Origin of the sequence: Micromonospora sp. LA-10 (assembly GCF_051853095.1) — a bacterium.
Lineage (GTDB): Bacteria > Actinomycetota > Actinomycetes > Mycobacteriales > Micromonosporaceae > Micromonospora > Micromonospora echinospora_A.
On the sequence record NZ_CP195710.1, the window covers coordinates 3,645,988 to 3,671,555 of the forward strand.

23 protein-coding genes are annotated in these 25,568 nt (G+C 71.6%); 12 read left to right on the forward strand and 11 right to left on the reverse strand.

Annotated features, from left to right (window positions below; all coding sequences use genetic code 11):
- Positions 1-126: 126 nt before the first annotated feature.
- Positions 127-2,073, reverse strand: a complete 1,947-nt coding sequence (gyrB, locus tag ACSDG8_RS17285; protein ID WP_439427044.1) for a DNA topoisomerase (ATP-hydrolyzing) subunit B — start codon at positions 2,071-2,073, stop codon at positions 127-129.
- A 545-nt stretch (positions 2,074-2,618) separates the two neighbouring features.
- On the opposite strand from gyrB, the gene ACSDG8_RS17290 reads away from it, so the two are divergent.
- A complete protein-coding gene (locus ACSDG8_RS17290) occupies positions 2,619-3,173 on the forward strand; it encodes a hypothetical protein (RefSeq protein ID WP_210895526.1) in 555 nt (184 codons plus the stop codon).
- Here ACSDG8_RS17290 and ACSDG8_RS17295 read toward each other — a convergent pair.
- Positions 3,158-3,658, reverse strand: a complete 501-nt coding sequence (locus ACSDG8_RS17295) for a MarR family winged helix-turn-helix transcriptional regulator (RefSeq protein ID WP_210895525.1) — start codon at positions 3,656-3,658, stop codon at positions 3,158-3,160. The two genes, ACSDG8_RS17290 and ACSDG8_RS17295, sit on opposite strands and share 16 nt — an antisense overlap.
- An 83-nt stretch (positions 3,659-3,741) precedes the next feature.
- On the opposite strand from ACSDG8_RS17295, the gene ACSDG8_RS17300 reads away from it, so the two are divergent.
- On the forward strand, positions 3,742-3,981 hold the full coding sequence (locus ACSDG8_RS17300; protein WP_210895524.1) for a hypothetical protein: 240 nt from the start codon (positions 3,742-3,744) through the stop codon (positions 3,979-3,981).
- On the opposite strand, the gene ACSDG8_RS17305 is transcribed toward ACSDG8_RS17300, so the two are convergent.
- From ACSDG8_RS17305 to dnaA, 5 genes are all read right to left on the reverse strand, one after another.
- On the reverse strand, positions 3,972-4,577 hold the full coding sequence (locus ACSDG8_RS17305) for a DUF721 domain-containing protein (RefSeq protein ID WP_210895523.1): 606 nt from the start codon (positions 4,575-4,577) through the stop codon (positions 3,972-3,974). The two genes, ACSDG8_RS17300 and ACSDG8_RS17305, sit on opposite strands and share 10 nt — an antisense overlap.
- Positions 4,567-5,700, reverse strand: a complete 1,134-nt coding sequence (recF, locus tag ACSDG8_RS17310; RefSeq protein ID WP_439427045.1) for a DNA replication/repair protein RecF — start codon at positions 5,698-5,700, stop codon at positions 4,567-4,569. The genes ACSDG8_RS17305 and recF overlap by 11 nt, the downstream gene beginning before the upstream one ends.
- A gap of 16 nt (positions 5,701-5,716) precedes the next feature.
- Complete coding sequence (gene gnd, locus ACSDG8_RS17315; RefSeq protein ID WP_210895521.1) at positions 5,717-6,589, reverse strand: phosphogluconate dehydrogenase (NAD(+)-dependent, decarboxylating); 873 nt, start codon at positions 6,587-6,589, stop codon at positions 5,717-5,719.
- Between the two features lie 40 nt (positions 6,590-6,629).
- Entirely contained in the window at positions 6,630-7,763 is a 1,134-nt protein-coding gene (gene dnaN / locus ACSDG8_RS17320; protein WP_210895520.1) for a DNA polymerase III subunit beta, read from the reverse strand.
- 1,339 nt (positions 7,764-9,102) lie between these two features.
- The gene (gene dnaA, locus ACSDG8_RS17325) at positions 9,103-10,971 is read right to left on the reverse strand and encodes a chromosomal replication initiator protein DnaA (RefSeq protein WP_210895519.1); all 1,869 of its coding nucleotides are present in this window, start codon (positions 10,969-10,971) and stop codon (positions 9,103-9,105) included.
- Positions 10,972-11,546: 575 nt separating this feature from the next.
- On the opposite strand from dnaA, the gene rpmH reads away from it, so the two are divergent.
- The 9 genes from rpmH (at position 11,547) to ACSDG8_RS17370 (ending at position 20,604) form a co-directional block, all read left to right on the forward strand.
- Entirely contained in the window at positions 11,547-11,684 is a 138-nt protein-coding gene (gene rpmH, locus ACSDG8_RS17330; protein WP_018788530.1) for a 50S ribosomal protein L34, read from the forward strand.
- 34 nt (positions 11,685-11,718) lie between these two features.
- Positions 11,719-12,132, forward strand: a complete 414-nt coding sequence (rnpA, locus tag ACSDG8_RS17335) for a ribonuclease P protein component (RefSeq protein ID WP_210895518.1) — start codon at positions 11,719-11,721, stop codon at positions 12,130-12,132.
- A gap of 41 nt (positions 12,133-12,173) precedes the next feature.
- Positions 12,174-12,413: a membrane protein insertion efficiency factor YidD gene (yidD, locus tag ACSDG8_RS17340; protein WP_210895517.1), complete on the forward strand. Its 240-nt coding sequence runs from the start codon at positions 12,174-12,176 to the stop codon at positions 12,411-12,413.
- Positions 12,414-13,415, forward strand: a complete 1,002-nt coding sequence (gene yidC / locus ACSDG8_RS17345) for a membrane protein insertase YidC (RefSeq protein WP_210895516.1) — start codon at positions 12,414-12,416, stop codon at positions 13,413-13,415.
- A 211-nt stretch (positions 13,416-13,626) separates the two neighbouring features.
- Positions 13,627-14,217: a Jag family protein gene (locus tag ACSDG8_RS17350; RefSeq protein ID WP_210895515.1), complete on the forward strand. Its 591-nt coding sequence runs from the start codon at positions 13,627-13,629 to the stop codon at positions 14,215-14,217.
- 341 nt (positions 14,218-14,558) lie between these two features.
- Positions 14,559-15,320 (forward strand): 16S rRNA (guanine(527)-N(7))-methyltransferase RsmG, encoded by a 762-nt coding sequence (gene rsmG / locus ACSDG8_RS17355; protein WP_439428057.1) that lies wholly within the window; start codon positions 14,559-14,561, stop codon positions 15,318-15,320.
- A gap of 244 nt (positions 15,321-15,564) precedes the next feature.
- Positions 15,565-16,905, forward strand: coding sequence for a ParA family protein (locus ACSDG8_RS17360; RefSeq protein WP_307856143.1), 1,341 nt, complete (start codon positions 15,565-15,567; stop codon positions 16,903-16,905).
- Positions 16,906-16,932: 27 nt separating this feature from the next.
- Positions 16,933-17,973: a ParB/RepB/Spo0J family partition protein gene (locus tag ACSDG8_RS17365; RefSeq protein WP_210895514.1), complete on the forward strand. Its 1,041-nt coding sequence runs from the start codon at positions 16,933-16,935 to the stop codon at positions 17,971-17,973.
- A gap of 1,770 nt (positions 17,974-19,743) precedes the next feature.
- Complete coding sequence (locus tag ACSDG8_RS17370; RefSeq protein WP_210895513.1) at positions 19,744-20,604, forward strand: hypothetical protein; 861 nt, start codon at positions 19,744-19,746, stop codon at positions 20,602-20,604.
- A 2-nt stretch (positions 20,605-20,606) separates the two neighbouring features.
- Here ACSDG8_RS17370 and ACSDG8_RS17375 read toward each other — a convergent pair whose 3' ends face one another.
- Entirely contained in the window at positions 20,607-21,602 is a 996-nt protein-coding gene (locus ACSDG8_RS17375) for a D-alanine--D-alanine ligase family protein (protein ID WP_210895512.1), read from the reverse strand.
- Between the two features lie 7 nt (positions 21,603-21,609).
- Entirely contained in the window at positions 21,610-22,923 is a 1,314-nt protein-coding gene (locus tag ACSDG8_RS17380; RefSeq protein WP_210895511.1) for a PLP-dependent aminotransferase family protein, read from the reverse strand.
- Between the two features lie 281 nt (positions 22,924-23,204).
- Between ACSDG8_RS17380 and ACSDG8_RS17385 the strand changes: the two genes are divergently transcribed.
- Positions 23,205-23,870, forward strand: a complete 666-nt coding sequence (locus ACSDG8_RS17385; RefSeq protein ID WP_043327687.1) for a hypothetical protein — start codon at positions 23,205-23,207, stop codon at positions 23,868-23,870.
- A 27-nt stretch (positions 23,871-23,897) separates the two neighbouring features.
- On the opposite strand, the gene ACSDG8_RS17390 is transcribed toward ACSDG8_RS17385, so the two are convergent.
- Together ACSDG8_RS17390 and trxA are read right to left on the reverse strand one after the other, a co-directional pair.
- On the reverse strand, positions 23,898-25,058 hold the full coding sequence (locus tag ACSDG8_RS17390; protein WP_210895510.1) for an N-acetylmuramoyl-L-alanine amidase: 1,161 nt from the start codon (positions 25,056-25,058) through the stop codon (positions 23,898-23,900).
- Positions 25,059-25,223: 165 nt separating this feature from the next.
- Positions 25,224-25,547 (reverse strand): thioredoxin, encoded by a 324-nt coding sequence (gene trxA, locus ACSDG8_RS17395; protein WP_030499495.1) that lies wholly within the window; start codon positions 25,545-25,547, stop codon positions 25,224-25,226.
- Positions 25,548-25,568 lie beyond the last annotated feature (21 nt).

Below are 25,568 nucleotides of genomic sequence, written 5' to 3' on the forward strand. Positions count from 1 at the left end.
TTAACCCTTATCAGACTCTTCAGTCGTGGTCTCGCTGTGGATAACGGCTGTGGAAAGCGTTCAGGCTGTGGATAACTCTGTGGACCACCGGGCCGACCGGTGGATCTCCGGCCGGCCCGGCGTCCGTCAGATGTCCAGGAACCGCACGTCCTTGGCGTTGCGCTGGATGAACGACCGGCGTGCCTCGACGTCCTCACCCATCAGGACGCTGAACAGCTCGTCCGCGGTTGCGGCGTCGTCGAGCGTGACCCGCCGCAACGTACGCGTCCCCGGGTTCATCGTGGTCTCCCACAGCTCCGGGTAGTTCATCTCACCGAGACCCTTGAACCGCTGGATGTCGTCCGGGCGGGCGTTGGGCTTCTTCTGCTGGCGCAGGGCGATCAGCCCGTCGCGCTCCCGGTCCGAGTACGCGTACTGGGCGTCGTCGCCCTTCTTGTTCCACTTGATCTTGTAGAGCGGCGGGGCGGCCAGGTAGACGTGCCCCAACTCGACCAGCGGCCGCATGAACCGGAACAGCAGCGTGAGCAGCAGCGTCTGGATGTGCTGGCCGTCGACGTCGGCGTCGGCCATCAGCACGATCTTGTGATAGCGCAGCTTCTCGATGTCGAAGTCGTCGTGAATGCCGGTGCCGAGCGCGGTGATCAGCGCCTGCACCTCGTTGTTCTTCAGCACCCGGTCGATGCGGGCCTTCTCCACGTTGAGGATCTTGCCGCGGATCGGCAGGATCGCCTGCGTACGCGGGTCGCGGCCCTGCTTGGCCGAGCCGCCGGCCGAGTCGCCCTCGACGATGAAGACCTCGGACTCGCGCGGGTCGGTGGACTGGCAGTCGGCCAGCTTGCCGGGCATCGAGCCGGACTCCAGCAGCGACTTGCGCCGGGCGAGCTTGCGCGCCTGCTGGGCGGCGATGCGGGCCCGGGCCGCCTGGGAGGCCTTCTGGATGATGATCTTCGCCTCGGCCGGGTTGCGGTCGAACCAGTCGACCAGCGACTCGTTGCAGACGCGCTGCACGAAGCCCTTGACCGGGGTGTTGCCCAGCTTGGTCTTCGTCTGGCCCTCGAACTGCGGGTCGGTGAGCTTGACCGAGATGATCGCGGCCAGACCCTCGCGGATGTCCTCGCCGGAGAGCCGCTCGTCGCCCTTGAGTAGCTTCTTCTCCGCGCCGTAGCGGTTGACGACGCTCGTCAACGCGGCCCGGAAGCCCTCCTCGTGGGTGCCGCCCTCGTGGGTGTTGATGTTGTTGGCGAACGTGTAGACCGACTCGCCGTACGACTCGTTCCACTGCATGGCGATCTCGACCGACATGCCGGTCTCCTCGGCGCCGAACTCGACCACCGTCTTGTGGATCGGGTTCTTCGAGGCGTTGAGGTGCCGAACGAAGTCGGCGATGCCGCCGTCGTAGTGGAAGGTGACCTCTCGGGTCTTGCCGTCCTCGTCCTCCGGCACCCGCTCGTCGAGCAGGTGGATGGTGAGTCCCCGGGTGAGGAAGGCCATCTCCTGGAGGCGGCGGTAGATGGTCTGGAAGTCGAAGTCGACGGTCTCGAACACGTCGGGGTCGGGCCAGAAGGAGACCGCGGAACCGGTCCGGTCGGTCGTCTCACCCTTCTCCAGCGTGCTCGGCTTGGAGTGGTCGTAGCGCTGCCGCCAGACGAAGCCGTCCTTGTGGATCTCCACGGCCATCCTGGTGGAGAGCGCGTTCACCACGGAGACACCCACGCCGTGCAGACCGCCGGAGACCGCGTACGCCTTGCCGTCGAACTTGCCGCCCGCGTGCAGCACGGTCAGGGCGACCTCGACACCCGGCTTCTTCAGCTTGGGGTGCAGGTCGACCGGGAAGCCACGGCCGTTGTCGGTCACCCGGACGCCGCCGTCGGCCAGCAGCACCACGTCGATGGTGTCGCAGTACCCGGCCAGCGCCTCGTCCACCGCGTTGTCGACGACCTCCCACACCAGGTGGTGCAGACCGCGCTCGCCGGTGGACCCGATGTACATACCGGGCCGCTTCCGGACCGCTTCCAGGCCCTCGAGAACGGTGATGGACTCGGCACCGTACTTCTTGTTGTCCTCCGCTGCCACGCTCGGCCACTTTCTCGCACCGGCCGCGCATGGGCGCGGGGCGCGGGTTCGGCGGACAGGACGCGACGTCGGCGCGCACGGACCGCCCCTGGGATCACCAGGCACGGATCGTGTACGCCGGGCGCCGCGGTTGCCCGCGGATCGCGATCGGCTCGGACCCGAGGCGGGACTATGATCGAGGGCCCGGAGGCCCCTGCCCGTCGCTCCGTCTCGGGTCTTTCGTCTCGCTCCCAATCTTACTGTGCGGAGCCGACCAAACCGCCACTCGGCACCCTCTCCGAGGCGGCTGAGAATGCCGTAGCCGGACGAACCGCGCCTCCCGCGACTCCCCCTACACGCCAACGGGGCACCGCCGCGCCATCGGCCACCGCGAGCCGTGCGGGTCGTCCGACCGGTGATCGGCGGGTGCCCCGACCGGGGGTCGCGGCCGGGCCCGGCGTGCCGTAGCTTTTGCGGCGCCGCCGTTGCGGTCTTGATCTTTTGCACCCGGAACCGGGACGATCGTCGGAGATGGTCCGAAAACGCTTGGTGAGAGGTGACGCCCGATGGGGCTGGACAACGTCGCGGTGCACTGGCCGCGGACCGGCCGCTTCTACGACCCGGTCGCGCCGGCCGAGTTCGTGGACTTCGGCGAGATCGTGGACGTGCCCCGGATCTCCGCGCCGACCGCCGCGCTCGCCGAGCTGATCGCCAAGACCGGCACGGTACGGGCGACCGCGTACACCGAACTGGTCGACCTGATCCTCGGGCTGGAAAATGTGCTCTACGCCACGGAGAACTCGGCCGAGGACGAGGACCCGGTGATCGACCCGGACGGCTGCTCCTGGATCGCCGAGGGCGTGGAGAAGTTCGTCGCCCGGCACCGGCCGTACGGCGAGGCGGTCACGTTCGAGTCGGTGAGCGAGGTGCTGCGCGCGCTGCTGGGCGACGGGCGGCTCGCCGAGCAGCAGCTCCGCTGGCTGGACAGCCGGCTGGACCGGCTGCGGGACGAGAGCGGCGAACCGCCGCAGTGGAACTTCACCTGCGCCGAGCTGAGCGTGCTGGCGGCCTTCTACCGGCGCTGCGCGGAGCGCGGCTTCGCGGTCTACGCCGACGCCTGACCGGGCCCCGGCGCCTGACCGGGTGCCGCGTCGGCCGTGGCGGCCCGGTTGGCGGCCGCGATCACCTCGGTCAGCGCCGTGTGCAGGTGCCGCAGGTCGGCCAGGGGCAGGCCGAGCCGCTGCACGATGGCCGGCGGGATCCGCTCGGCCTGCGCCCGGAGCGCCTGCCCGGCGGCGGTGAGCGTCACGGCCAGGCTGCGCTCGTCGGCGGCGTCCCGTTCCCGCCGTACGTAGCCGGCCGCCTCCAGGCGCTTGAGCAGCGGCGACAGCGTGCCCGGGTCGAGCTGGAGCAGCCGGCTCAGGTCCCGGACCGACAGCGGTGCGTGCTGCCAGAGCGCCAGCATGACCAGGTACTGCGGGTGTGTGAGCCCCATCGGTTCCAGCAGCGGGCGGTAGACGGCGACCACGCCGCGGGCGGCGACGGAGAGCGCGAAGCAGACCTGCTGCTCCAGCGCCAGCGGGTCCTCCTCGAACGGGTCGCTCACCCTCGTCCTCCTCGTCGTCGTTGCGAGCGTAGCAACGATTGGTGTACCAATTGTTTGTACACCAAGCAGGGAGAGGGCGGCGGATGAGCGACGACGAGCAGGTGGGCGACGCCTCCGGCAAGGGCGGCCGCCTGTTGGGCTGGGTGTTCCGCAACCTCGCCGGCCCCTCCCAGGTCCAGGGCGCGGTGCAGGGCGGCTCCCGGCTGGCCCGCGAGGCGTGGAAGCAGGACCTGGAACGCCGCAAGCAGTGGAGCCGCGAACAGCGCGAGCTCAAGCGCGCCCGGCGGGAGGCCCAGCGCTCGGGCGGCGACGGTCAGCCGTAGGTGTCGCGGGGCCCGCGCCCGCGTACCCGCCGGGGGCCGCGCGACCACGACGGCGCCGCCGGGCCGTGGATGTGCAGCTTGCGCACCACGTTGTGACCGACCTCGTGGGCGATCTGCTTCAACAGCGAGCCCGCCAGCAGGCGCAACTGCGTCGCCCACGCCGTCGAGCGGGCCTCCACGGTCAGCTCGCCGTCCTCCAGCTTCACCGGGCGGCTGTGCTGGGCGACCTCCGCGCCGACCACCTTCTCCCACGCGCCGAACACCGTCGCCTCGGCCGCCGGCTGCTGCCAGCCGCGCGCCTTGACCAGCTTGTCCAGCACCGCGCCGAGCGGCTGCGGGTCGCGCGGATCCGGCCCCGGGCCGGAGTAGCCGCGCAGCCGCTTCTCGCCGTCGCCGCGTACCGCGCCGCGCCGCCGGGGAGCCGCCGCCTGACGCCGGGCCTTCGCCGCGTCCAGCACCGCCCGGGCCAGTTCCGGCCCGGCCGTGCCCTCCGGCAGGTTCGCGGCCGGCTCACCGTCCGCCGGCTTTCCCGGGGTACGCGCGTCGCGTCCCGGCCCGAGCCGCGCGGGCGGGAGCTGCACCTCGTCATCCGACACGCCGCACCGTCCCGTCGCCCACCACGTACCGGGTGCCGCGCAGAGTCGCCGGCACGTCGTCGTCCACAGCGCAGGTGACGAGCAGCTGGCTCGCCCCGCCCACCAGCTCGGCCAGCCGTTCCCGCCGGCCGGTGTCCAGCTCGGCGAAGACGTCGTCGAGCACCAGCACCGGCTCGATCCCGTCAGCGCGCAACAGGTCGTACCCGGCCAGCCGCAACGCCAGCGCGTAGGACCACGACTCGCCGTGGCTCGCGTACCCCTTGGCGGGCAGCGGGCCGAGCGTCAGCGCCAGGTCGTCGCGGTGCGGGCCGACGAGCGTCGTGCCACGCTCGATCTCGGCGGCGCGGCTCGCGGTCAGGGCGGCCGCCAGCGCCTCCGCCAGCGCCGTCCGGTCGGCGCCGGGCTCGGGCAGCTCGACCGAGGGCCGGTATGCGATGCCCGCGGCGCCGCGACCGGCGGCCACCGCGTCGTACGCCTTCGCCACGTGCGGGGTGAGCGCGGCGACCAGCTCCAGGCGCCCGGCGAGCAGGTCCGCCCCGTGCTGGGCCAGATGCGCGTCCCACACGGCCAGCGTCGACAGGTCGCCGCCGCGCGAACCACCGGTCTTGCGAGCCAGGTACGAGGTACGCAGCAGCGCGTTGCGTTGCTTCACCACCCGCTCGTAGTCGGCGCGTACGCCGGCGTAGCGGGGCTGGCGGGTGACCAGCAGGTCATCCAGGTAGCGGCGACGCTCCGACGGGTCGCCGCGGACCAGTTCCAGGTCCTCCGGCGCGAACAGCACCAGCCGCAGCGCGCCGAGGACGTCCCGGGCGCGCCGGGCCGGGGACCGGCCGAGACGGGCCCGGTTGGCCTTGCCCGGGACGATCTCCAGCTCGACGAGCAGTTCCCGGCCCTCGTGCACCACGGCGCAGCGAATCACCGCCGAGGTGGCGCCCATCCGGACCAGCGGGGCGTCGGTGGCGACCCGGTGCGAGTCCAGGGTCGCCACGTAGCCGAGCGCCTCGACCAGGTTCGTCTTGCCGACGCCGTTGGCGCCGACGAGCACGTTCGCACCCGGCTCCAGGTCGACGCCGACGCGCTCGTACGAGCGGAAGTCGACCAGTTCGAGCCGGCGGACGTACACAGGCTGTGGATACCGGTCAGCGCTTGTGGACGGCGTGGCCGCCGAACTGCTGGCGCAGCGCGGCGACGGCCTTCATGGCGGGCGAGTCGTCCTGCCGGGAGGCGAACCGGGCGAACAGCGACGCCGTGATGACGTTGAGCGGCACGGCGAGCCGGACCGCCTCGTCGACGGTCCAGCGGCCCTCGCCGGTGTCCTCGGTGTAGCCGCTCAGCTCGGCCAGCTCCGGGTCCTCGTCCAGCGCCCGGTCCAGCAGGTCGAGCAGCCAGGACCGGACCACCGTGCCCTCGCGCCACGACTTGAACACGCCGGGGACGTTGGTGACCAGCTCGGAGGCGGTCAGCAGCTCGTAGCCCTCGGCGTAGGCGTGCATCAGGCCGTACTCGATGCCGTTGTGCACCATCTTGGCGTAGTGGCCGGCGCCGACCGGGCCGGCGTGCACGAAACCGAAGTCGCCCTCGGGCTTGAGCGCCTCGAAGATCGGCATCAGGCGCTCGACGTGCTCCTGCGCGCCGCCGACCATCAGCCCGTACCCGTTCTGCCGGCCCCAGACGCCGCCGGAGACGCCGACGTCGATGTAGCCGATGCCCTGCTCGTTGAGCCGCTCGGCGCGCGGGGCGTCGTCGCTGAACCGGGAGTTGCCGCCGTCGATGATGATGTCGCCCTCGCCGAGCACACCGGCGAGCTCGTCGATGGTGGCGTCGGTGACGCCGGCGGGAACCATGACCCACACCGCACGGGGCGACTGGAGCTTCTCGGCCAGCTCGGCAAGGCTCGCGACGTCGCTGATCCCCGGGTTGTGGTCGAAGCCGACCACCTCGTGCCCGGCAGCGCGCAGCCGCTCCCGCATGTTGCCGCCCATCCGGCCGAGTCCTACCAGCCCGAGCTGCATCTGCTCCTACCTCCGTACGTCAGGGTCGTGCTGCCTGCGATCAGCGGGACACGCGGATCGGCATGATGAGGTACCGGTACCCCGGGATGACCTCGCCATCCTCGCCGGCCGGGGAAATGACCGCGGGCTTGAACGCGTCGACGAACCGGAGCAGGGCGTGCTGGGCGCCCAGGTTTGCCAGGCCGTCGATGAGGTACTGCGGGTTGAAACCGATCGTGAGCGGCTCACCGGTGAAGGTGGCCTCCATGGCCTCGCTGGCCCGGGCCTCCTCGGTGCCGCCCGCCTCCACCACGAGGCCGTCGGCGCTGAAGCTGAGCAGGACGGGGGTGGTGCGCTCGGCGACGAGAGCGACGCGCTTGACCACCTCGATGAGCGTGGCGACGGCAACGCGGGCCTCGGCGTTGTGGTCGGCCGGGAACAGCGAGCGCACCGGCGGGTAGTTGGCGCCGTCGAGCAGGCGGCTGGTGGTCCGGCGGGTGCCGCCGGAGAAGCCGATCATGCCCTCGCCGGCGCCGCCGGAGGAGAGCGCCATGGTGACGTGGCCGCCGAGCGGGCCGAGCGCCTTGGCGGTGTCGTGCAGCGTACGGGCCGGCACCAGCGCGTTGAGGCTGATCTCCGGGTCGTCCGGGTTCCACTCCATCTCGCGCAGCGCGAGGCGGTAGCGGTCGGTCGCCAGCATGGCCATCGTGCTGCCGGTCAGCTCGAGGCGTACACCGGTCATCATCGGCAGCGTCTCGTCGCGCCCGGCGGCCACCGCCACCTGGGCCACTGCGGCGGCGAAGGCGGCGGCGTCGACGGTGCCCGCGCTCTCCGGCATCTCCGGCAGCGTCGGGTAGTCCTCCACCGGCATGGTGGGCAGCGTGAAGCGGGCGCTGCCGCAGACCAGTTCGAGGTGGGCGCCGACGGCGGCGATGTCGACCGGCTTGGCCGGCAGGGCCTTGGTGATTTCGGCGAGCAGGCGGCCGGAGACCAGGGCGGCGCCGTCCGCGTCGCCCTGCACCTCGACGGTCACCTGGCTGGAGACCTCGTAGTCGAAGCCGGAGACCTGCAGGTTGCCGTCGGTCACCCGGAGCATTACCCCGGCCAGCACCGGTACGGAGGGCCGGTTGGGCAGGCTCTTGGCGGTCCACGCGACCGCCTCGGCGAGCGCGTCGCGCTCCACTCGGAACTTCATCAATGCCTCCGCGTCGACGTCAGCGACAACTCTCTCATGCCGACCGCTGCCACCCGTCCCGCCCGACCGTGCGGGTACCCATCGCACCTTAGGGCGCGAGGGCATCGGCTGTGCGCCCGACCCCGTGGATCCAGGTGCCGGGGTGACTGCCGACGGCAGCGCTCCGGCCCGATCCACAGGAAGTCCAACGGTGATGATTGGTTTTTGTTGTTTAGAAGAGATAACTCATCGTCTTCATCGCACCTGTGCAAACTGTGGAGAACTCGCGTAGGCGCAGGTCAGACACGTTATCCACCGGTGGTTTCGCTGTGGAGAACCAGGGGTACAACTCGTGTCCCGGTCCACAGCCCTCGCCGGCCGCCGGGTTTTCCACCGCTGTCCACCGGTTGTCCACCGCTAATCCACCGGTTTTCTCCCCAGTGCTGTGGACAGCGCCGACGGAGTCGCACGCCGTCATCCCCAGAACCTTCAACAGCCCGCCCACAGGCCGGCCGCTTTCTGGGGACAACGTGATCGTCATCCCCAGGCGTCCACAGCGTCGTCCCCAGGAGTTGTCCACAGTCTGTGGGTAACCGGCCGGGTGCAGACGGTGTTTGTCCACCGCCTGTGACACAGGGGCTGTGGACAACGGGTACGAGTTGTGGACGAACACAGCACCGATCATGGGCCCTCCACCGGGTCGAGGGTCAACGTTCGCCGCTGTCGGCTAGTTACCACCCGCCGCCTCCGGTCCGCCGGCCGTCTTAGCGGTCGCCGAGATCACGCCGCCTTCCCCCTGCTGCCGGCCCGCCCACCCGTCTCCTGTCCCGTCCGGCTCCCGCTCCGCTCGTGTTGACCATGAAGTTGGCGGCAGTTGGTGTCCGTTTTGCCGCCGCTAACCTCATGATCGACGGGGAGGGTTGCGGCTGCTGCCGGTCCTTAGGGAGTGCCGGCCGTGGCCGTGATACAGGCCAGGGTGGGATTCGACACTCAGCTCCGACGAGATCTTGGTGGGAAAGGGCCCCTATGGGGGCGCCAAGCTTCCAATATCTGCGGGGAGTCCGCTCGCAGAGGCTGGCCGAAGGGCGCGGCGGTGCGATGCGATCGGGTCGGCCGACTCCCGCGCAGAAGGCGGGCGAAGCGACCGAGCGCACACGGCGACAGGGCGTCGATCGTGGAGAGGCGCTCCAGCGGGACACCACCCAGGCCGAGCCGGCGACGTCCGCGGCCGCCACCCTCTTTGTTGACCAAGGAGTTTGGGGCAGGAATGACGCGTCTCCCCGACACAAACTCCTTGATCACCGCCCGGAGCCGTCGGAGCGGCGGGGAGGAGGCGGAAGGGGCAGCGCGGGAGCGGGGGTCAGGTGTTCTGTTTGATGCGGTTGGTCAGCTCGGCGATCTGGTTGTAGAGCGAACGCCGTTCCGCCATCTGCTGGCGGATCTTGCGGTCCGCGTGCATCACAGTGGTGTGGTCCCGTCCGCCGAACGCCTGGCCGATGCGGGGCAGCGACAGGTCGGTCAGCTCCCGGCACAGGTACATGGCCACCTGGCGGGCGTTGACGAGCACCCGGGACCGGGAGTGGCCGCGCAGGTCCTCCAGGCTCACCCCGAAGTAGTCGGCCGTGGACACCATGATCTGGTCCGCGGTGATCTCCGGTCCGGCACCGTCCGGGATGAAGTCCCGCAGCACCTCCTCGGCCAGTGACAGCTCGACCGAGGAACGGGTGAGGCTGGCGAAGGCGGTGACCCGGATCAGCGCCCCCTCCAGTTCGCGGATCGAGTTCGACACCCGCGAGGCGATGAACTCCAGCACGTCCGGCGGCGCGAAGAGCCGCTCCTGGGCGGCCTTCTTCTGCAGGATCGCGATCCGCGTCTCCAGGTCCGGCGGCTGGATGTCGGCGAGCAGGCCCCACTCGAAGCGCGTACGCAGCCGGTCCTCCAGCGTCGCGAGCTGCTTCGGCGAGCGGTCGGACGTGATGACGATCTGCTTGTTGGCGTTGTGCAGCGTGTTGAAGGTGTGGAAGAACTCCTCCTGCGTCCGTTCCCGGTTCTCCAGGAACTGGATGTCGTCGATCAGGAGGATGTCCACGTCCCGGTAGCGGCGCTGGAACGCGCTCGTCTTGTCGTCGCGCAGCGAGTTGATGAAGTCGTTCGTGAACTCCTCGGTCGAGACGTACCGGACCGAGCGCGCGTTGCCGAGCGTCGTCGCGTAGTGCCCGATGGCGTGCAGCAGGTGGGTCTTGCCCAGCCCCGAGCTGCCGTAGATGAACAGCGGGTTGTACGCCTTGGCCGGCGACTCGGCCACCGCCACGCTCGCCGCGTGCGCGAACCGGTTGGACGAGCCGATGACGAACGTCTCGAACATGTACTTCGGGTTGAGCCGGTTGCCGCCGCTCTCCGTACCGCCGGGGAGCCTGCGGTCGGCCTGGCCGCCGCCACCCGGACGGTGGTGGTCGGCGCCGCCGCGGCCGGGGCCACCACGACCGGGGCCGCTGTCCGTGGCGCCGTCGCGGGGCAGGCCGCGCATCGGCGCGGGATCGGCCGGGCCCAGGCTCTCCCGGTAGCGGGGCTCGTACCCCCCGGAGTCGGGGGCGGAGGGCTCGCCTCGGCGCTCGTCGAAGGCGCGGCGCTCGGGCGCGGCGCGCAGCGGCTCGGCGAACGCGGCGCTGAAGAGGGTGTCCTGCGCGTCCCGCCCGGACGGGATCAGATGGGGACGGCCGCCGTCCGCGGTCCGCTGCCGCGGCGCCGGCTCGTCCGGCTGCTGTTCCGTGCGGGGATCGGCGTATCCGGACTCGGCGTAGCCGGGCTCGGGGCGTGAGTCGGCGTAGCCGAGCTCCGGGCGGGGCGACGGGTAGGACGGGGCGGCAGCGGGCTGGTCGAAGCCGGGCAGCGGGGCCGCGCCGTCGTGCTCGGGGAGCGGTTCCGGGCTGCTGCGGTAGACGGTGCCGGCCGGGCGTGCTCCGGGGTCCTCGGCGACCCGTACGGTGACGGCCACCTGTATCGGCCGTCCGAGCCGGCGGCTCAGCGCCTCGGTGATGGCCGGGCGCAGCCGCGACTCGATCACGTCCCGGGTGAAGGCGTCCGGCACCGAGAGCAACGCGGTGTCCTCGACGATCGCCCGCAGCCGGGTGAGCCGGAGGTACGCCCGTTGCTGCGCGGAGATGATCTCGTCGGCGAGTTCGTCGGTGGTCGCCGTCCACACCGCGGCCAGGTCGGTCGCTCCGGTCACCGTCGTGCCACCCCCTCGCCTGCTCCTCACGCCCGCCCGGACGGCTGACCGGTCGTCATCCACAAGTTATCCACAGCCTGTGTACCGACCGATTGTGACCGCCCACCGGACGCGGGTCGGACCTGCCCCCCTCGATTCGCGGAGGCGCTGAAGCGGGTTCACCGTGCCGAACGATTCAACAGCGTGTCCGGTCTTGCCGATCGGCGACAAACCCCGGACCCCCGACGTCGACCGCAATCGGGCACGCTAACAGCGCGGACCCCACGCCATCAACCGGCGACACCCTGACGACCTTGGCAACATCAGTGAAAACCGCCCCTTCGGTCGGGGTTCCGACGCAGGTCGGACGCGGGAGTGTGACGTTTGACGGTCATTGCGCCCCTGCGTAGGCTGGAGCGGCTGCTCTCTCGCCCTCTGCTAGGGTGATTGATGCTTGCTGTCCGTGGCTGTCACCCCGCATCGCCGGGGAGCGCGTCACGGCAGCGCCGATCGGAGGTCACCGACAAGGTGGCCTGGACCAGCACACGACCCCGGGCGATCCGCCGCGCGGGGCGTACGACAACGGAGAGCCTGACGTGAGCAAGCGCACCTACCAGCCGAACAACCGCCGGCGCGCGAAGACCCACGGCTTCCGGCTGCGCATGCGCACCCGTGCCGGCCGCGCCATCATCGCTACCCGTCGTTCCAAGGGCCGCGCCCGCCTGTCGGCCTGAGGCCGACAGGTCCGGTCCGGGGACGTGGGCAGTCGTGCTGGCCGCCGCGCAACGACTGCGGCGCAGTAGCGACTTCGCCGCAGCGGTTCGCGGTGGCCGACGCGTCGGCCGTGGCGCCGTCGTGGTCCACCTGACCACCCCCGAGCCGATCGGCACCACCGCGACACCTTCGCCGGAGCCGGCGCGGACCAGCGGTGCGGAGACCTCCGCACCACGCCGCGCCGGCTTCGTCGTGTCCAAGGCCGTCGGCGGCGCGGTGGTCCGGAACAAGGTCCGCCGGCGGCTCCGGCACCTGGTCCGCGAGCGGCTGGCCGAGCTGCCCGCCGGCACGACCCTCGTGGTACGCGCGCTGCCGGCAGCCGCCGACGCGACGTACACCCGGCTCGGGGCCGACCTCGACGCCGCTGTCGCCGCCGCGCGGTCCCCCAGGGGACGGCGGTCGCGGTGACCGGCCCGACCGCGACTTCGTCGCCCACAACCGGTGCCCGCATGCTGCTGGCGCCTATCATCGCGTACCGTCGGTGGATAAGTCCGGCACTGCCGGCCCGCTGCCGGTTCTACCCGTCGTGCAGTGCCTACGCCGTGGAGGCGGTGTCCCGGTACGGTGCGCTGCGGGGCGCCTGGCTGACGGTCCGTCGGCTGTCGCGCTGCCATCCCTTCCACCCAGGTGGACACGACCCGGTTCCGGAGCCGGGCGACCGCCGCCGTGCCGACGTGACTGGAGCCTGAGTGTTTAGTCTCGACTGGATCTACTACGCGATCTCGTGGATCCTGCTGACCTGGCACTCGGCCTGGGACGCCATCGGAGTTCCGGTCGGGGCCGTGATCGGTACGAACTGGGCCTGGATCCTCGCCATCATCTTCCTGGTGGTGACGGTCCGGGTGATCCTGTTCCCGGTCTTCGTCAAGCAGATCAAGTCGCAGCGTGCCATGCAGGCGCTCCAGCCGAAGGTGAAGGAGCTCCAGGAGAAGCACAAGGGTGACCGGGAGACGCTCCAGAAAGAAATGATGGAGCTCTACCGGAAGGAAAAGGCCAACCCGCTCATGGGCTGCCTTCCGATGTTCCTCCAGATCCCGGTCTTCCTGGGCCTGTTCCACACGCTGCGCCGCCTCAGCCCGGACAACCAGGGCAAGACCCTGTACGGCTGGACTGTCGACCAGTTCAACAGCGCCTCGAACGCGACGCTCTTCACCGCGCCGATCTCCGGCAAGTTCGGCTCCACCGCCGAGGAGCTCAGCCGGCTGGGCGCGAGCACCGGCACCGTCAAGGTCGTCGCCGGCATCCTGGTGATCATCATGATCGCCACCACCTACCTGACCAGCCGTCAGATGATCCTCAAGACCGGGTGGGCCGAGGACCCGCAGCAGCGAATGGTGCAGCGCCTGATGCTCTACGGCATCCCGCTGTCCCTGCTGATCTCGGGCGCGATCTTCCCCATCGGTGTGATCATCTACTGGGTCACCAACAACCTCTTCACGCTCGGCCAGCAGCAGTGGGTGCTGCGGAAGTTCCCGCCGCCGCCCACGGCCAAGAGCGCCACCGCCGCCAAGAGCACCGGCGGCAAGAGCCCGGTGCAGCCGGCCAAGACCGGTGGCCTGTTCGGCCGCAAGGCGGCCCAGCCGGCGGCGAAGGCCCCGGCCGCGGCGCCGAAGGTGGCCGGCCCGAAGCCGGGCGCCAAGCCGGTCAACCCGAAGAAGGGCGGCAGCCGGCCCGCCAAGCGACAGGGCTGAGTTTCACCGGGCCACCGCCGCGACACCGGCGGTGGCCCGTTCCGGCCACGTGCTGCCCTCCGAGGAGTCGGCGCCGGGCCGGAATCGCCGCGCGAAGCGCGGCCGCGGGCGAAACTGGCCCGTACAGACGTGCCCGAGGGCAACGGCGAACCTCCCGCCGGCCCCGGGAGACCAGCGGACCCCCGAACGGTCCGGCCGAGCGAGTACGGAGATGAGACCCGTGACCGAGACCAGCATCCCCAGCGCCGACCAGTCCCTGGACGAGGAGACCCCCGTTACCGCCGCCACCGAGACCGAGGACGCCTCGGGCGAGTCCCGGGAGAAGAAGGCCCCGGCCGACAGCGACCTGTTCCGGCAGAGTGAGATCGCCGCCGACTACGTCGAGGGCCTGCTGGACATCCTCGACTACGACGGCGACATCGACGAGCTGGTCTCCGGCGGCCGGCCGGTCGTCGAGGTGGTCGGCGGACGGCTGCAGAACCTGGTCGGCCAGCGCGGCGCGACCCTGGAGGCGCTCCAGGAGCTGGCCCGGCTGGCCGTGTTCCGGCAGACCGGCACGCCGAGCCGCCTGCTGCTGGACGTCGGCGGCTACCGGGCCGCCCGCCGCAAGGAACTGGCCGCCGTGGCGAAGAACGCGGTCGAGAAGGTCAAGGAGCACGGTGAGGCGGTGCGTCTGGAGCCGATGTCCGCGTTCGAGCGCAAGTGCGTGCACGACGTGGTGAACGCGATGAGCGGCGTGGAGAGCGAGTCCGAGGGCGTCGAGCCCAACCGCCGCATCGTCGTGCGTCCGGTGACGGACTGAGGTCCGTGATCTCCGACGAGACGACGGCAGGCGCCGTGGCCGGCCCGGGTGGTACGCCGCCCGGGCCGTCGGCTGTGCGCGCCGAGCCCACAGTCGACCCGGTCTTCTCCGACGACGACGGGCCGGCCGACCCGGCGTATCCGGGAACGGCTCCGACCGACCCGGGCGAGCCCGCCTTCTCGGCCGAGCCGGCGGTGGTGGCCGGGATCGAGCCCGCCGCCCCGGCCGCGGACGTGACGCCCGCCTTCTCCGGTGAGCCGCCGGCGGACGTGACGCCGAGCGGCCCGGCGGCGCCGGCCGACCCGGTGTTCGCGGAGCCGGCGGAGGTTGCACCGTCCCCTGTGGACGATGCGGAGTCGCCGGACGCCCCCGACCCGGCGTCCGCGACGCTGCCGCCCGAACTGGCGGAGGCGGCCCGCGCGCTCTTCGGCGACCGGCTCGACCTCGCCGCCGCGTACGCGGAACTGCTTGCCACCGACGGCGTGGTGCGCGGCCTGATCGGCCCGCGCGAGACGCCGCGGCTCTGGGACCGGCACCTGCTCAACTGCGCGGTGGTGGCCGAGCGGATCCCGGAGGGGGTGAGCGTGATCGACGTCGGCTCCGGCGCCGGGCTGCCCGGCCTGGTCCTGGCGATCGCGCGTCCCGATCTCACGGTGACGCTCGTGGAGCCGCTCGCGCGGCGCACCTCCTTCCTGATCGAGGCGGTGCAACGCCTCGGCCTGACCCGGGACGTCCGCGTCTTCCGCGGGCGGGCCGAGGAGGCGGCGGCCGGGTCGCGGGACCGGGAACCGCTGTCCGCCGACATCGTGACCGCCCGCGCGGTGGCGCCGCTGGACCGGCTCGCCGGCTGGTGCCTGCCGCTGCTGGTCTCCGGCGGCCGCCTGGTGGCGCTCAAGGGCGCCTCGGCGGCCGAGGAGATCGCCGAGCACACCGAAGCGGTGGTACGCCTCGGTGGCGGTACGCCGGAGCTGCACCGTTGCGGCGAGGGGACTGTCGAGTCCCCGGCAACGGTGATCGAGGTGGTCCGGGAGCGCGTGGTGAACCCGCGCCGGCCCAAGAAGCCGAAGCGGTCGCGTGGCGGCCGCCGTCGTGGCGACCGCTGACCGAAACGGCTGTCCGGACGCCCGCCCGGTCGTTGGACCGGGTGGGCGTGACGTGATCGATCGCAACCCGACATGGACCCACTACGCCCGTCGGCCGTAGGCTGACCGCGCGTCGATAGTGTGGAACGGCGGTGCCGGGCGGCACCCGAACCCGACGGTTCCCGCCGAGCCGACCACGCCGGGCGAGGCGCGGACTCGATTCGACGGGTGCGGACCGACCATCCGGAGCGGGTAGGGATGACAGGTGCATGACGACGGCAGGTACGACGATCCACGGTTGACCGGGTCCGGAGGGAACTCCCCCGGCCCCGTTTCACGTGAAACCAACTTCCGGGAGTGGACGGTGAACGAAGCCCGCGATCCGTCCGCCTCGTACCAGCCGGCCGAGCCGCCGCCTCAGCGGCGGGAGACGCCGCCCGCCGGCGCCGTGCGGCCGGTGTCGTCCGCCCCGGCGAACGTCCCGCCCGCTCGTGACCCGCTCGACCCGGCCGACGGCCCGGCGAACGCCCCGACGCCACGACCGCCGACGGTGCGGGCGAACGTCGCGGTGCCCGCTCGCTTCGAACCCCAGCCGCCCGTCTCGGCCGTGCCGCACCAGGCCGCTACCGAGGTCACCGTGGCGCCGTCCGACACGCCACAGGCGAGCGGGTACGGCGACGAGGTAGACGCCAGCACGTACGTTTCACGTGAAACCCCGACGCGCGAAGAGGATGATCCACCGTTGGCTATGGAGGCGATGCGCGCCGTGCAGATCCTGAATCCCAGTGGCGAGGTCACCATGCCCCGCCCGGACCGGACCCGGGTGATGTGCGTCGCCAACCAGAAGGGCGGCGTGGGTAAGACGACCACCACCGTGAACCTGGCCGTGGCGCTCGCGCTGCACGGCAACCGGGTGCTCGTGGTCGACCTTGATCCCCAGGGCAACGCCTCCACCGGTCTGAACGTCCCGCACCACACCGGCGTGCCCGACGTCTACGACTGCCTGATCGACAGCGTGCCGCTCGAAGAGGTGGCGCAGGCCGTCGAGGGCATCCCCAACCTGTGGTGCGTACCGGCCACGATCGACCTGGCCGGCGCCGAGATCGAGCTGGTCTCGGTCGTGGCCCGGGAGTCCCGGCTGGCGCGGGCCATCGCCGCGTACCCGGGGCACTTCGACTACGTCTTCATAGACTGCCCGCCGTCCCTCGGCCTGCTCACAGTCAACGCGCTCGTCGCCGCGCAGGAGGTGCTGATCCCGATCCAGTGCGAGTACTACGCGCTGGAAGGGCTCAACCAGTTGATCAACAACATCAACCTGGTACGCCAGCACCTCAACCCGAAGCTCGAGGTCTCCACCATCCTGCTCACCATGTACGACAGGCGTACCCGGCTGGCGGACGCGGTGGAGCAGGACGTCCGGAACCACTTCGGCGACAAGGTGCTCCAGGCCGTCATCCCGCGCAACGTGCGTGTCTCCGAGGCACCGAGCTACGGCCAGTCGGTGATGACCTACGATCCCGGTTCGCGGGGAGCCACGAGTTACTTCGAGGCCGCCCAGGAAATCGCGGAGCGAGGCGTCAAGGAGCCGGTGAGCCGGAATGCGTAGTGCGGAAATGTCGCTGGGAGGCGTCACATGAAGAACCGTCCCCGCGGCGGGCTGGGCCGAGGGCTCGGCGCCCTCATCCCCACCGGACCGGCACCGGGTGCCGACCCGGCGTCCACCGAGCCGGAGTCGCAGGCGGCGGTGGGCCCGACGTCGGCTCCCGTAGCCGGTGCGACGGCCGCGATCACCGGCGCGGTGGGGAGCGTCCCGCCTCCGGCTGCCGAGCCCGAGTCGCACCTGAGCCCGGTGCCCGGCGCCCGCTTCGCCGAGATCCCGGTCGACGCCATCGTGCCGAACCCGAAGCAGCCCCGGCACGTCTTCGACGAGGAGGCGCTGGAGGAGCTGAAGACCTCGATCCAGGAGGTCGGCTTCCTCCAGCCGATCGTGGTCCGCCAGCTCGACACCGAGAAGTACGAACTCGTCATGGGTGAGCGGCGCTGGCGCGCCGCCCAGGCGGTCGGCCGGGAAACCATCCCCGCGATCGTCCGGGACACCAAGGACGACGCGATGCTCCGGGACGCGCTGCTGGAGAACATCCACCGCGCCAACCTGAACCCGCTGGAAGAGGCGGCCGCCTACCAGCAGCTGCTGGAGGAGTTCGGCGCCACGCACGAAGAGCTGGCCCGGCGGATCGGCCGCAGCCGCCCGCAGATCTCCAACACCATCCGGCTGATGAACCTGCCGGCGGCGGTGCAGCGCCGGGTCGCCGCCGGGGTGCTCTCCGCCGGCCACGCCCGGGCACTGCTCAGCCTCGACGACGCCGAGGCTCAGGAGCAGCTCGCCAAGCGGATCGTCGCCGAAGGCATCTCGGTACGCGGCGCCGAGGAACTCGTGCACCTGGCGCTCGCCGAGGAACCGGCGAAGACGGCTGCCGCGAAGCGCCGGCCGAAGCCGCACGCCCCGGCGCTCACCGATCTCGCGGACCGGCTCTCGGACCGGTTCGACACCCGCGTGAAGGTCGACATCGGCCGGAGCAAGGGGAAGATCACGATCGAGTTCGCCACCGTTGACGACCTGGAGCGGATCGTCGGGATCATCGGCGTGGGCGAGGAGGAGCGGCCCGAGGCGTAGCCGCGAGGGCTTGTACGACCGGCCGCACCGCCCGCGAGGGGGTGCGGCCGGTTCGTTTCTCCAGGACGTTGTCCGGGGCGATCCGGCTTCCGCGATTCGCGCTGAGGGTGTGGCGGTTCCGGGACCGCCGTCGGTTGCCCGTCCGCGTTTCACGTGAAACGAGGACGGCGGGTGGCCGGGCGGGTTGAGGCGGCGGGCGGAACTCAGAGTCGGTCGTTCTGCTCCCCCCGTCGCGATGCTGGCCGCCGCGATTGACGGGTGGGCTGTTGTCGGGTCTCCGGGGTGCCCGGGTAGCCGACCGCGCTCGCGCCCTACGCGACTCGGTGGCCGGTGTCCGTGGGGACTTCACCGCCGACGGCGGGTCGGGGTCCATGACTCCGTGCCAACCTGTTTGGTCACCGTCGACGTCGGACTGCGTGTCCCGTCGAGTTTGGCGTCCTTGACGATCGAGCGTCGTTGGATGCCTCGCTCGCCGCGTGCTGACGGTGCGCTTCGGCGGGCAGAGGAGTGGTCGGTCTGAACGACGTCGGCGTGGGACGCCGTCAAGGAGGGAGCCGCCACACAGCCGGGCAGTTGGCCAAGATTGGCGGCTTCACGGCGTCCACACGGGGCGAGCGAGCGCCAGAAGATGCCGGCTGAGTGGCGGCGACGCGGGGAGGGGCTTGCGCTTGCGGGAATCCTGCCCGTCTTGGAAGGCCGGGTGAACGGTCGAGGCTTGCGGCGATAGGGCGGCGGCGTTTCACGTGAAACGGGGTGCCCGTCGAGCAGTGGAAGGCTCGGTCCGGCCGGCGGTGACGCCCTCGTGTCGAGCGCTGGCCCGCGTGGCCGAATTCTCGGAGACGGGCCGACCGCCATCGTTGGATGCGTCGCTGTCGCTGTCGCTGTCGCTGTCGCCGTCGCTGTGCGCTCGCCGCCCACGCGGCCGTCCCGTGGAGCGGTGCTGAAGCCGGGTGGAACACCATGGGTGTCAAAACGCCTCGGAGACACCCATGCCGTTCCACTCACGCCCTATGGCCAGTGTCGGTGGCTTGGACCAGAGCCAGGCCGCCTAGGAGATCGCTTCCTCGGATCTCCCGCCCACCCGACGGGTCGCCAACGTCCGCACCCGCCCCGCGCGCCGGATGAGGACGAGCGCCGCGTCGTCCCCTTGTACGGCGAGCCCAACGCGGGGATGCTCGCCGGAGCCGCCGGAGCCGCCGGAGCCGCCGGAGCCGCCGGAGCCGCCGGAGCCGCCGGAGCCGCCGGAGCCGCCGGAGCCGCCGGAGCCGCCGGAGCCGCCGGAGCCGCCGGAGCCGCCGGAGCCGCCGGAGCCGCCGGAGCCGCCGGAGCCGCCGGAGCCGCCGGAGCCGCCGGAGCCGCTAGGTGCCCGGCCCGAGTCAGCGACCCAAGCGCGCCGACGGCACAGCCGACCCCAGGAAGACCGTCGGCACCAGGATCACCGAAGACCGGCGCGGTGCGACTGACCGGGGCGGCCCGACCGCCCAGCCGTTTCACGTGAAACCGACCGCGAAGATGCGCCCTCGAACCCGGTACGGATCGAGCGCCCGGATCGTTGGAAGAACGGATCCACACGCCCTCCGGTTATCCACAGCAGTTGTCCACAGGCTCGTCTCGTTTCACGTGAAACAAAGCGCGGAAACCCTTGCTGAGCAGTGGATGACGCACCGTACTGGTGATCTCGGCACCCTGTGGACAACCTGGTGGACAACCTGTGCGCGGCCAGTGAAACGGGTAGGGACAGGCGTCGCCAACTCGGTTAGGGTCAGCGTCGTGCCGGACACCCCTCCCTCAGTTCCAGACTTCACCCAGTGGCCGTCCTTTCCCTTCGAGGGCGATCTTCGCGTCAAGCAGCTCGACGAGCCCGTACCGTCCGAACCTCCCCGCCGTGGTGAGGCGGATCGGGAGTGCACCGCCTGCAATGCGCCCGACGAGGCGTACATCTGGGTCGGTGAGCGGTGGCGGGTCCGCGCCATGGACCGGCCTACCGGGCTGCCGATGGTCCTGATCCTGGAGTCCCGCTCCCACCTGGATCTGGGCGACCTGCCGAATCTGCTCGCCGCCGAGCTGGGCGTGATGACCGTGCGCCTGGAGCGGGCCATCCGGTCGCTCGACGGTGTGGCCCGAGTCCACGTGAACCGGTGGGGCGACGGCTCCGCGCATCTGCACCTGTGGTTCCTGGCCCGGCCGTACGGGCGACTGCAGTTGCGGGGCACGTTCCTGTCGCTGTGGGACTCGATCCTGCCCCCGATCTCCGAGAGCAAGTGGCGGGAGAATCTGGCCATGGTCGCCGCGTGGCTGGCCGAGTTCGGTGGCCGGCCGCTCGCCGAGCCGCCGCGCATCCAGTGGCAGGCCCCGTCGAGCTTCTCCCCGGTCGAGTCCGCGGACGCCGCTGAGGAGCCCGAGGACGAGCCCGCATCCGTGATCGAGGCTGCGGACGAGATCCCGGAGTCCGAGGCGGCACAGGACGTCTCAGGCCCCTCCGCGGGCCCGTCGGCCGAAGACCCGGAACCCGAGGGCGGGCCCGAAGCGGCCGAGGAGCAGGAGGAGTGGGAGGAGATTGAAGACGCCGCTAACGCGACCGAGGCCGAGGACGACGACGAGCCGCGGGCGGCGCGTACCCAGGAGGGCTGACCTCAGCTATGGCGGGCGGCGGCCCGGGTCACGAGCGTGCCGAGCACCCGGCCGAAGTCCAGCCCGGCCGCCTGGATCGCCAGCGGCAGCAGCGACGTCTCGGTCATGCCCGGGGAGACGTTTACTTCCAGCACGTGCGGCTGGCCCTCGGCGTCGACGATCAGGTCGACCCGGGACACGTCGCGCAGGCCGAGCGCGGTGTGCGCGGCGAGCGCCACCTCGGTCACCCGGGCGGTCGTCGCGGCGTCGAGACGGGCGGGCGCGTGCCAGGTGGTGCGGCCGGCGGTGTAGCGGGCCGCGTAGTCGTAGACGCCGTTGCGCGGCACGATCTCGACCGGGGGTAGGGCCTGCGGGCCCTTGCCGAGGTCGAGCACGGAGACTGCCACGTCCATCCCGGGTACGTAGCGCTCCACGAGCGCGGTCTGGTCGTACGCGAAACAGCCGACCATCGCGGCCGGCAGCGACGCCGCCTCCCGGACCACGGCGGCGCCCAGTCCGGAACCGCCCTGCGCCGGCTTGACCATCAACGGCAGCCCGAGGCGGTCCACGATCCGGTCCAGGACGGCGACCGCCCCCAGTTCGGAGAAGCGGTCGTGCGGCAGCGCCACCCAGTCGGGCGTGGGGATGCCCGCCTCGCGCAGCACCGCCTTCGCCGACGGCTTGTCCCAGGCGAGCCGGGAGGACCGGGCGTCACAGCCGACGTAGGGCACGTCCCAGAGGTCGAGTACGCCGCGCAGCGAGCCGTCCTCGCCGGTGGCGCCGTGCAGGGCGATCACCACCGCGTCCGGCGGGTCGGCGGTCAGGGCGGGCAGCAACGCCACGTCGGCGTCGCGCAGTTCCGCCTGTACGCCGACCGCGCGCAGCGCGTCGAGGACCCGGCGGCCCGACCGCAGCGAGACGTCCCGCTCGTAGGAGAGGCCACCGGCGAGCACGAGCACGTGCAGCTCGTCGACGGCGGATCCGGTCACGGAAGGCGGTGCGGCAGGGCTGTCGGACATGCGGGCATCATGCCAAGTCGGGACCGGGCGCGTCCGAGCCGCCCTGGCGACGGCGGGGTCCGGCACCGCCGACCGCGCCGAAGACCTTGCGCATGGCGATCTCCTGCTCCATCACCCCGGCCAGCCGGCGGACGCCCTCGCGGATCCGCTCCGGCGACGGGAAGGAGAAGTTGAGCCGCATGTTCCCGGCGCCGGTGCCGTCGGCGTAGAAGCCGGTCCCCGGCACGTAGGCGACGCGGGCGGCCACCGCACGCGGCATCATCGCCTTGGAGTCGAGGCCGTCGGGCAGCGTCGCCCAGACGAACAGCCCACCACGCGGTGTGGTCCAGGTGGTGCCCTCGGGCATCAGGTCGGCCATCGCGTCGAGCAGCGCGTCCCGGCGCTCGCGGTAGACCTCGCGGTAGACCTTGAGCTGCTGCCGCCACGGCATGGTGCCGAGGTACGTCGAGACGGCCGACTGCGCGTAGGCGCTCGGGCAGAGGATCTGCGCCTCGCTGGCGATGACCAGCTTGTCGCGGACCGCGTGCGGGGCGAGGATCCAGCCCACCCGCAGTCCCGGCGCGAAGGTCTTGGAGAACGTGCTCAGGTAGAAGACGCCGTCGCGCCGCCGGGCCCGCAGCGGCCGGGGCGCCTCACCGGAGAAACCGAGCTGACCGTACGGGTCGTCCTCCACCACCAGCAGCCCGGCGCGCTCGCAGATGTCGAGCACCCGCTCGCGCCGCTCCTCGCTCAGCGTCACGCCGGCGGGGTTCTGGTAGGTGGGGATGGTGTAGAGGAACTTCACCCGCCGGCCGGCCCGGGCCAGGTCGGCGATGGCCACCTCCAGCGCCTCCGGGATGAGCCCCTCGTCGTCCATCGGCACGTGGGCGACCTGGGCCTGGGCGGCCTGGAACACCCCGAGCGCGCCGACGTACGTCGGGCCCTCGGCGAGCACCACGTCACCCGGGTCCAGGAAGAGCCGGGCCACCAGGTCGAGGGCCTGCTGGCCGCCGACGGTGACCACCACGTCCTCCGGGGAGGCGCCGCAGGAGGCGTCGATGCCGGAGAGGGACATCACCTCGCAGATCCGCTCGCGCAGCTCCGGGGTGCCCTGGCCGATGCCGTACTGGAGGGTGGTGGCCCCGTGTTCGGCGCCGAGCCGGCCGAGCATCTCGCCGACCGCGTCCAGCGGCAGCGCCGCGATGTAGGGCGCCCCACCGGCGAGCGAGACGACCTCCGGCCGGCTGGCCACCGCGAAGAGCGCCCGGATCTCCGAGGCGGTCATACCGCGGACGCGCCGGGCGTACCTGTCGGTGTAGTCGTCGAGCGTCGTGCCGGTCATGACATCACCTCGATCGGGTGTCGGCGGGGCTGCCGCCCGGTGTGGTACCCGCGATGCCGACAGACATTGGCGGCGAGGGCCGGTTGGTCGATCGTAGTCCGTGGTGACGGTAGCGGTACCCGCCGTGTGGACACGTCCACATCCCGGACCGGCCGTCCGTCTTCCGGGCAGGGGTTCGCGCGTCCACTCCCGTAGCGCCGGGCGGAAGCGTACGATCGCTCGTCGGGAGCAGGAGGGCGCGGGGCACACCGGCGCTCCGAGCCTATTGGTGGGGTGCGCTCATGTCGCGACGTCTGGTCAGCCTGACCCTGGACACGCTGGAGGACCTGCCTCGATCGTGCCGGCGCTGCGTCTACTGGGAGCTGGATCCGGTCTCCGCGGAGCGGGCCTGCGCGGCCGGTGACCCGGGTCTGGAGAAGGAGGCGTGGGTCTCCCAGACGCTGCTGGAGTGGGGCTCCTGCGGCAAGCTCGTCTACGTCGACGGGATGCCGGCCGGGTTCGTCATGTACGCGCCGCCGGCGTACGTCCCGCGCTCGATGGCGTTTCCCACGTCGCCGGTCTCGGCGGATGCGGCGCTGCTGATGACGGCGCACGTGGTGCCCGCGTTCGCCGACGGCGGTCTGGGCCGGATGCTGGTCCAGGGCGTGGCCCGCGACCTGACGAAGCGCGGCATCAAGGCGATCGAGGCGTTCGGGGACGCCAAGTTCGGCGACGACGCGGACGACCCGGCCCGCGCCTGCGTGGCGCCGGCCGACTTCTTCCTCTCGGTGGGCTTCAAGACGGTCCGGCCGCACCCGCGCTACCCGCGCCTGCGGCTGGAGCTGCGTACGGCGCTGAGCTGGAAGTCGGACGTGGAGTACGCGCTGGAGAAGCTGCTCGGCTCGATGAGCCCGGAGACGCTGCTGCGGCCGGTCCGCCCGGCGCCGGCCACCCGCTCGACCAGCTGAGCGGGCTCAGCCGGCCATCTGAGCGGCTCAGTCGATGACGGTGCCGGCGGCGAGTACCGCCCGCAGTTCGGTCACGTCGATCGAGCCGGTCGGCACGTCCCGCTCGATCGGCAGGTACATCCGCTGCACCGCGGCGACGATGGCCTCGGCGACCCGGTCCCGGAACCGGGGGTCGACCAGCCGGGCCCGGTCCTCCGGTGAGGTCAGGTAGCCGACCTCGACGCGTACCGCGGGCATCCGGGTGAGCCGGAGCAGTTCCCACGCCTTGGCGTGGGTGTGGCAGTCGCGTAGCCCGGTGCGGGCCACGATCTCCCGCTGCACCAGCCCGGCCAGGCGCTCGCCGGTCGCCGACGTGACGCCGTTGTCGGTGCCGTAGTGGTAGGTGGCCACCCCTTCGGCGGCCGGGTTGGCGTGGTGGTCGGTGTGCAGCGAGATGAACACGTCGGCGCCGAGGGAGTTGGCGAGCTGGGCCCGGTCCGCGTCGGGCAGGCAGCTCGTGGGCGAGGGGCCCCGGGTCAGCTGCACGCGTACGCCGGCTGCGGCGAGCCGCCCCTCCAGCCGGCTGGCGAGGTCGTGTACGAGGTCCGCCTCGGTCCAGCGCAGCGTGCCGTCGGGCACCACCACGCCCGGGTCGGTGCCCCCGTGCCCCGGGTCGATCACCACGGTCCGTCCGACGAGTTCCGGTCCGGCCTGCCGGATGGCGTCGGACTCGCGCAGCCACTGCGGGCGCCCGCCGACCACCTTGCGGCCGAGGCGGCGCAGCGCGTTGACGGTGTGCGGCCCGCACGACCCGTCCGGTTTCAGCCCCATCTCCCGCTGGAACTGGGCGACCGCGCGGGAGGTGCGGATGCCGTAGATGGCGTCGGCGCGTCCCACGTCGTACCCCATCTCCAGCAGGCGTTCCTGGAGCGAGCGGACGTCCTCGCCGGTGATCGGCTCGGGGACGGCGTGGAACAGCGCGCGGGCCCCGAACCGCCAGCGGGCCGCGTCCAGCGCCCGCCAGGTCTCGGCGCCGACGCGCCCGTCGACGCTGAGGCCGCGGGACTGCTGGAACGCCCGGACCGCGCGTTCGGTCTCGGTGTCGTAGTCGTCGCCCGCGCTGTCGGCGGGAAGAAGCTCCAGGCCGACGAGGACGGTACGGATCTCGGCCACCGCCGGTCCCTGGTCACCGGGTCGGATCGGATGCACGACGACCCCCTATGCACGGACGTTGGCAGGACCGGAACTCCGACGAGATGCTTACGGAGCGTACCGTGACCGGTACCCAACGGGTTCGTGTTCATGCAGGTCAGGAAAGGCGGAACCCCCGTCACCCGGGCGGGATGACGGGGGTTCTGGCGCTGTCGGTACGACTCAGAGCGCCGACTCGATGAGCTTGAGCAACTCGCCCTTCGGCTTGGCGCCGGCGATCGACTGCACGGGCTGGCCGTTCTTGAAGATCGTCAGCGTCGGCACCGACATCACCCGGTAGGCGCGCGCCGTCTCCGGGTTCTCGTCGATGTTGAGCTTGACGATGGTGACCTGGTCCTTCATTTCGCCGGCGATCTCCTCCAGCAGCGGCGAGACCTTGCGGCACGGGCCGCACCACTCCGCCCAGAAGTCGACCAGAACCGGCTTGTCGGACTGCAGCACGTCGCTGACGAAACTCGCGTCAGTGACCGCCTTGGTTGCTCCCACTATGAACTCTCCTCCTCCGAA

Bases quoted from the DNA above. Each gene is read 5' to 3' on its own strand.
- ACSDG8_RS17290 (WP_210895526.1), top strand. From the start codon at position 2,619: ATGGGGCTGGACAACGTCGCGGTGCACTGGCCGCGGACCGGCCGCTTC.
- ACSDG8_RS17380 (WP_210895511.1), bottom strand. From the start codon at position 22,923: ATGACCGGCACGACGCTCGACGACTACACCGACAGGTACGCCCGGCGC.
- ACSDG8_RS17300 (WP_210895524.1), top strand. From the start codon at position 3,742: ATGAGCGACGACGAGCAGGTGGGCGACGCCTCCGGCAAGGGCGGCCGC.
- ACSDG8_RS17350 (WP_210895515.1), top strand. From the start codon at position 13,627: ATGAGACCCGTGACCGAGACCAGCATCCCCAGCGCCGACCAGTCCCTG.
- yidD (WP_210895517.1), top strand. From the start codon at position 12,174: ATGCTGCTGGCGCCTATCATCGCGTACCGTCGGTGGATAAGTCCGGCA.
- ACSDG8_RS17365 (WP_210895514.1), top strand. From the start codon at position 16,933: ATGAAGAACCGTCCCCGCGGCGGGCTGGGCCGAGGGCTCGGCGCCCTC.
- ACSDG8_RS17385 (WP_043327687.1), top strand. From the start codon at position 23,205: ATGTCGCGACGTCTGGTCAGCCTGACCCTGGACACGCTGGAGGACCTG.
- gnd (WP_210895521.1), bottom strand. From the start codon at position 6,589: ATGCAGCTCGGGCTGGTAGGACTCGGCCGGATGGGCGGCAACATGCGG.
- dnaN (WP_210895520.1), bottom strand. From the start codon at position 7,763: ATGAAGTTCCGAGTGGAGCGCGACGCGCTCGCCGAGGCGGTCGCGTGG.
- ACSDG8_RS17375 (WP_210895512.1), bottom strand. From the start codon at position 21,602: ATGTCCGACAGCCCTGCCGCACCGCCTTCCGTGACCGGATCCGCCGTC.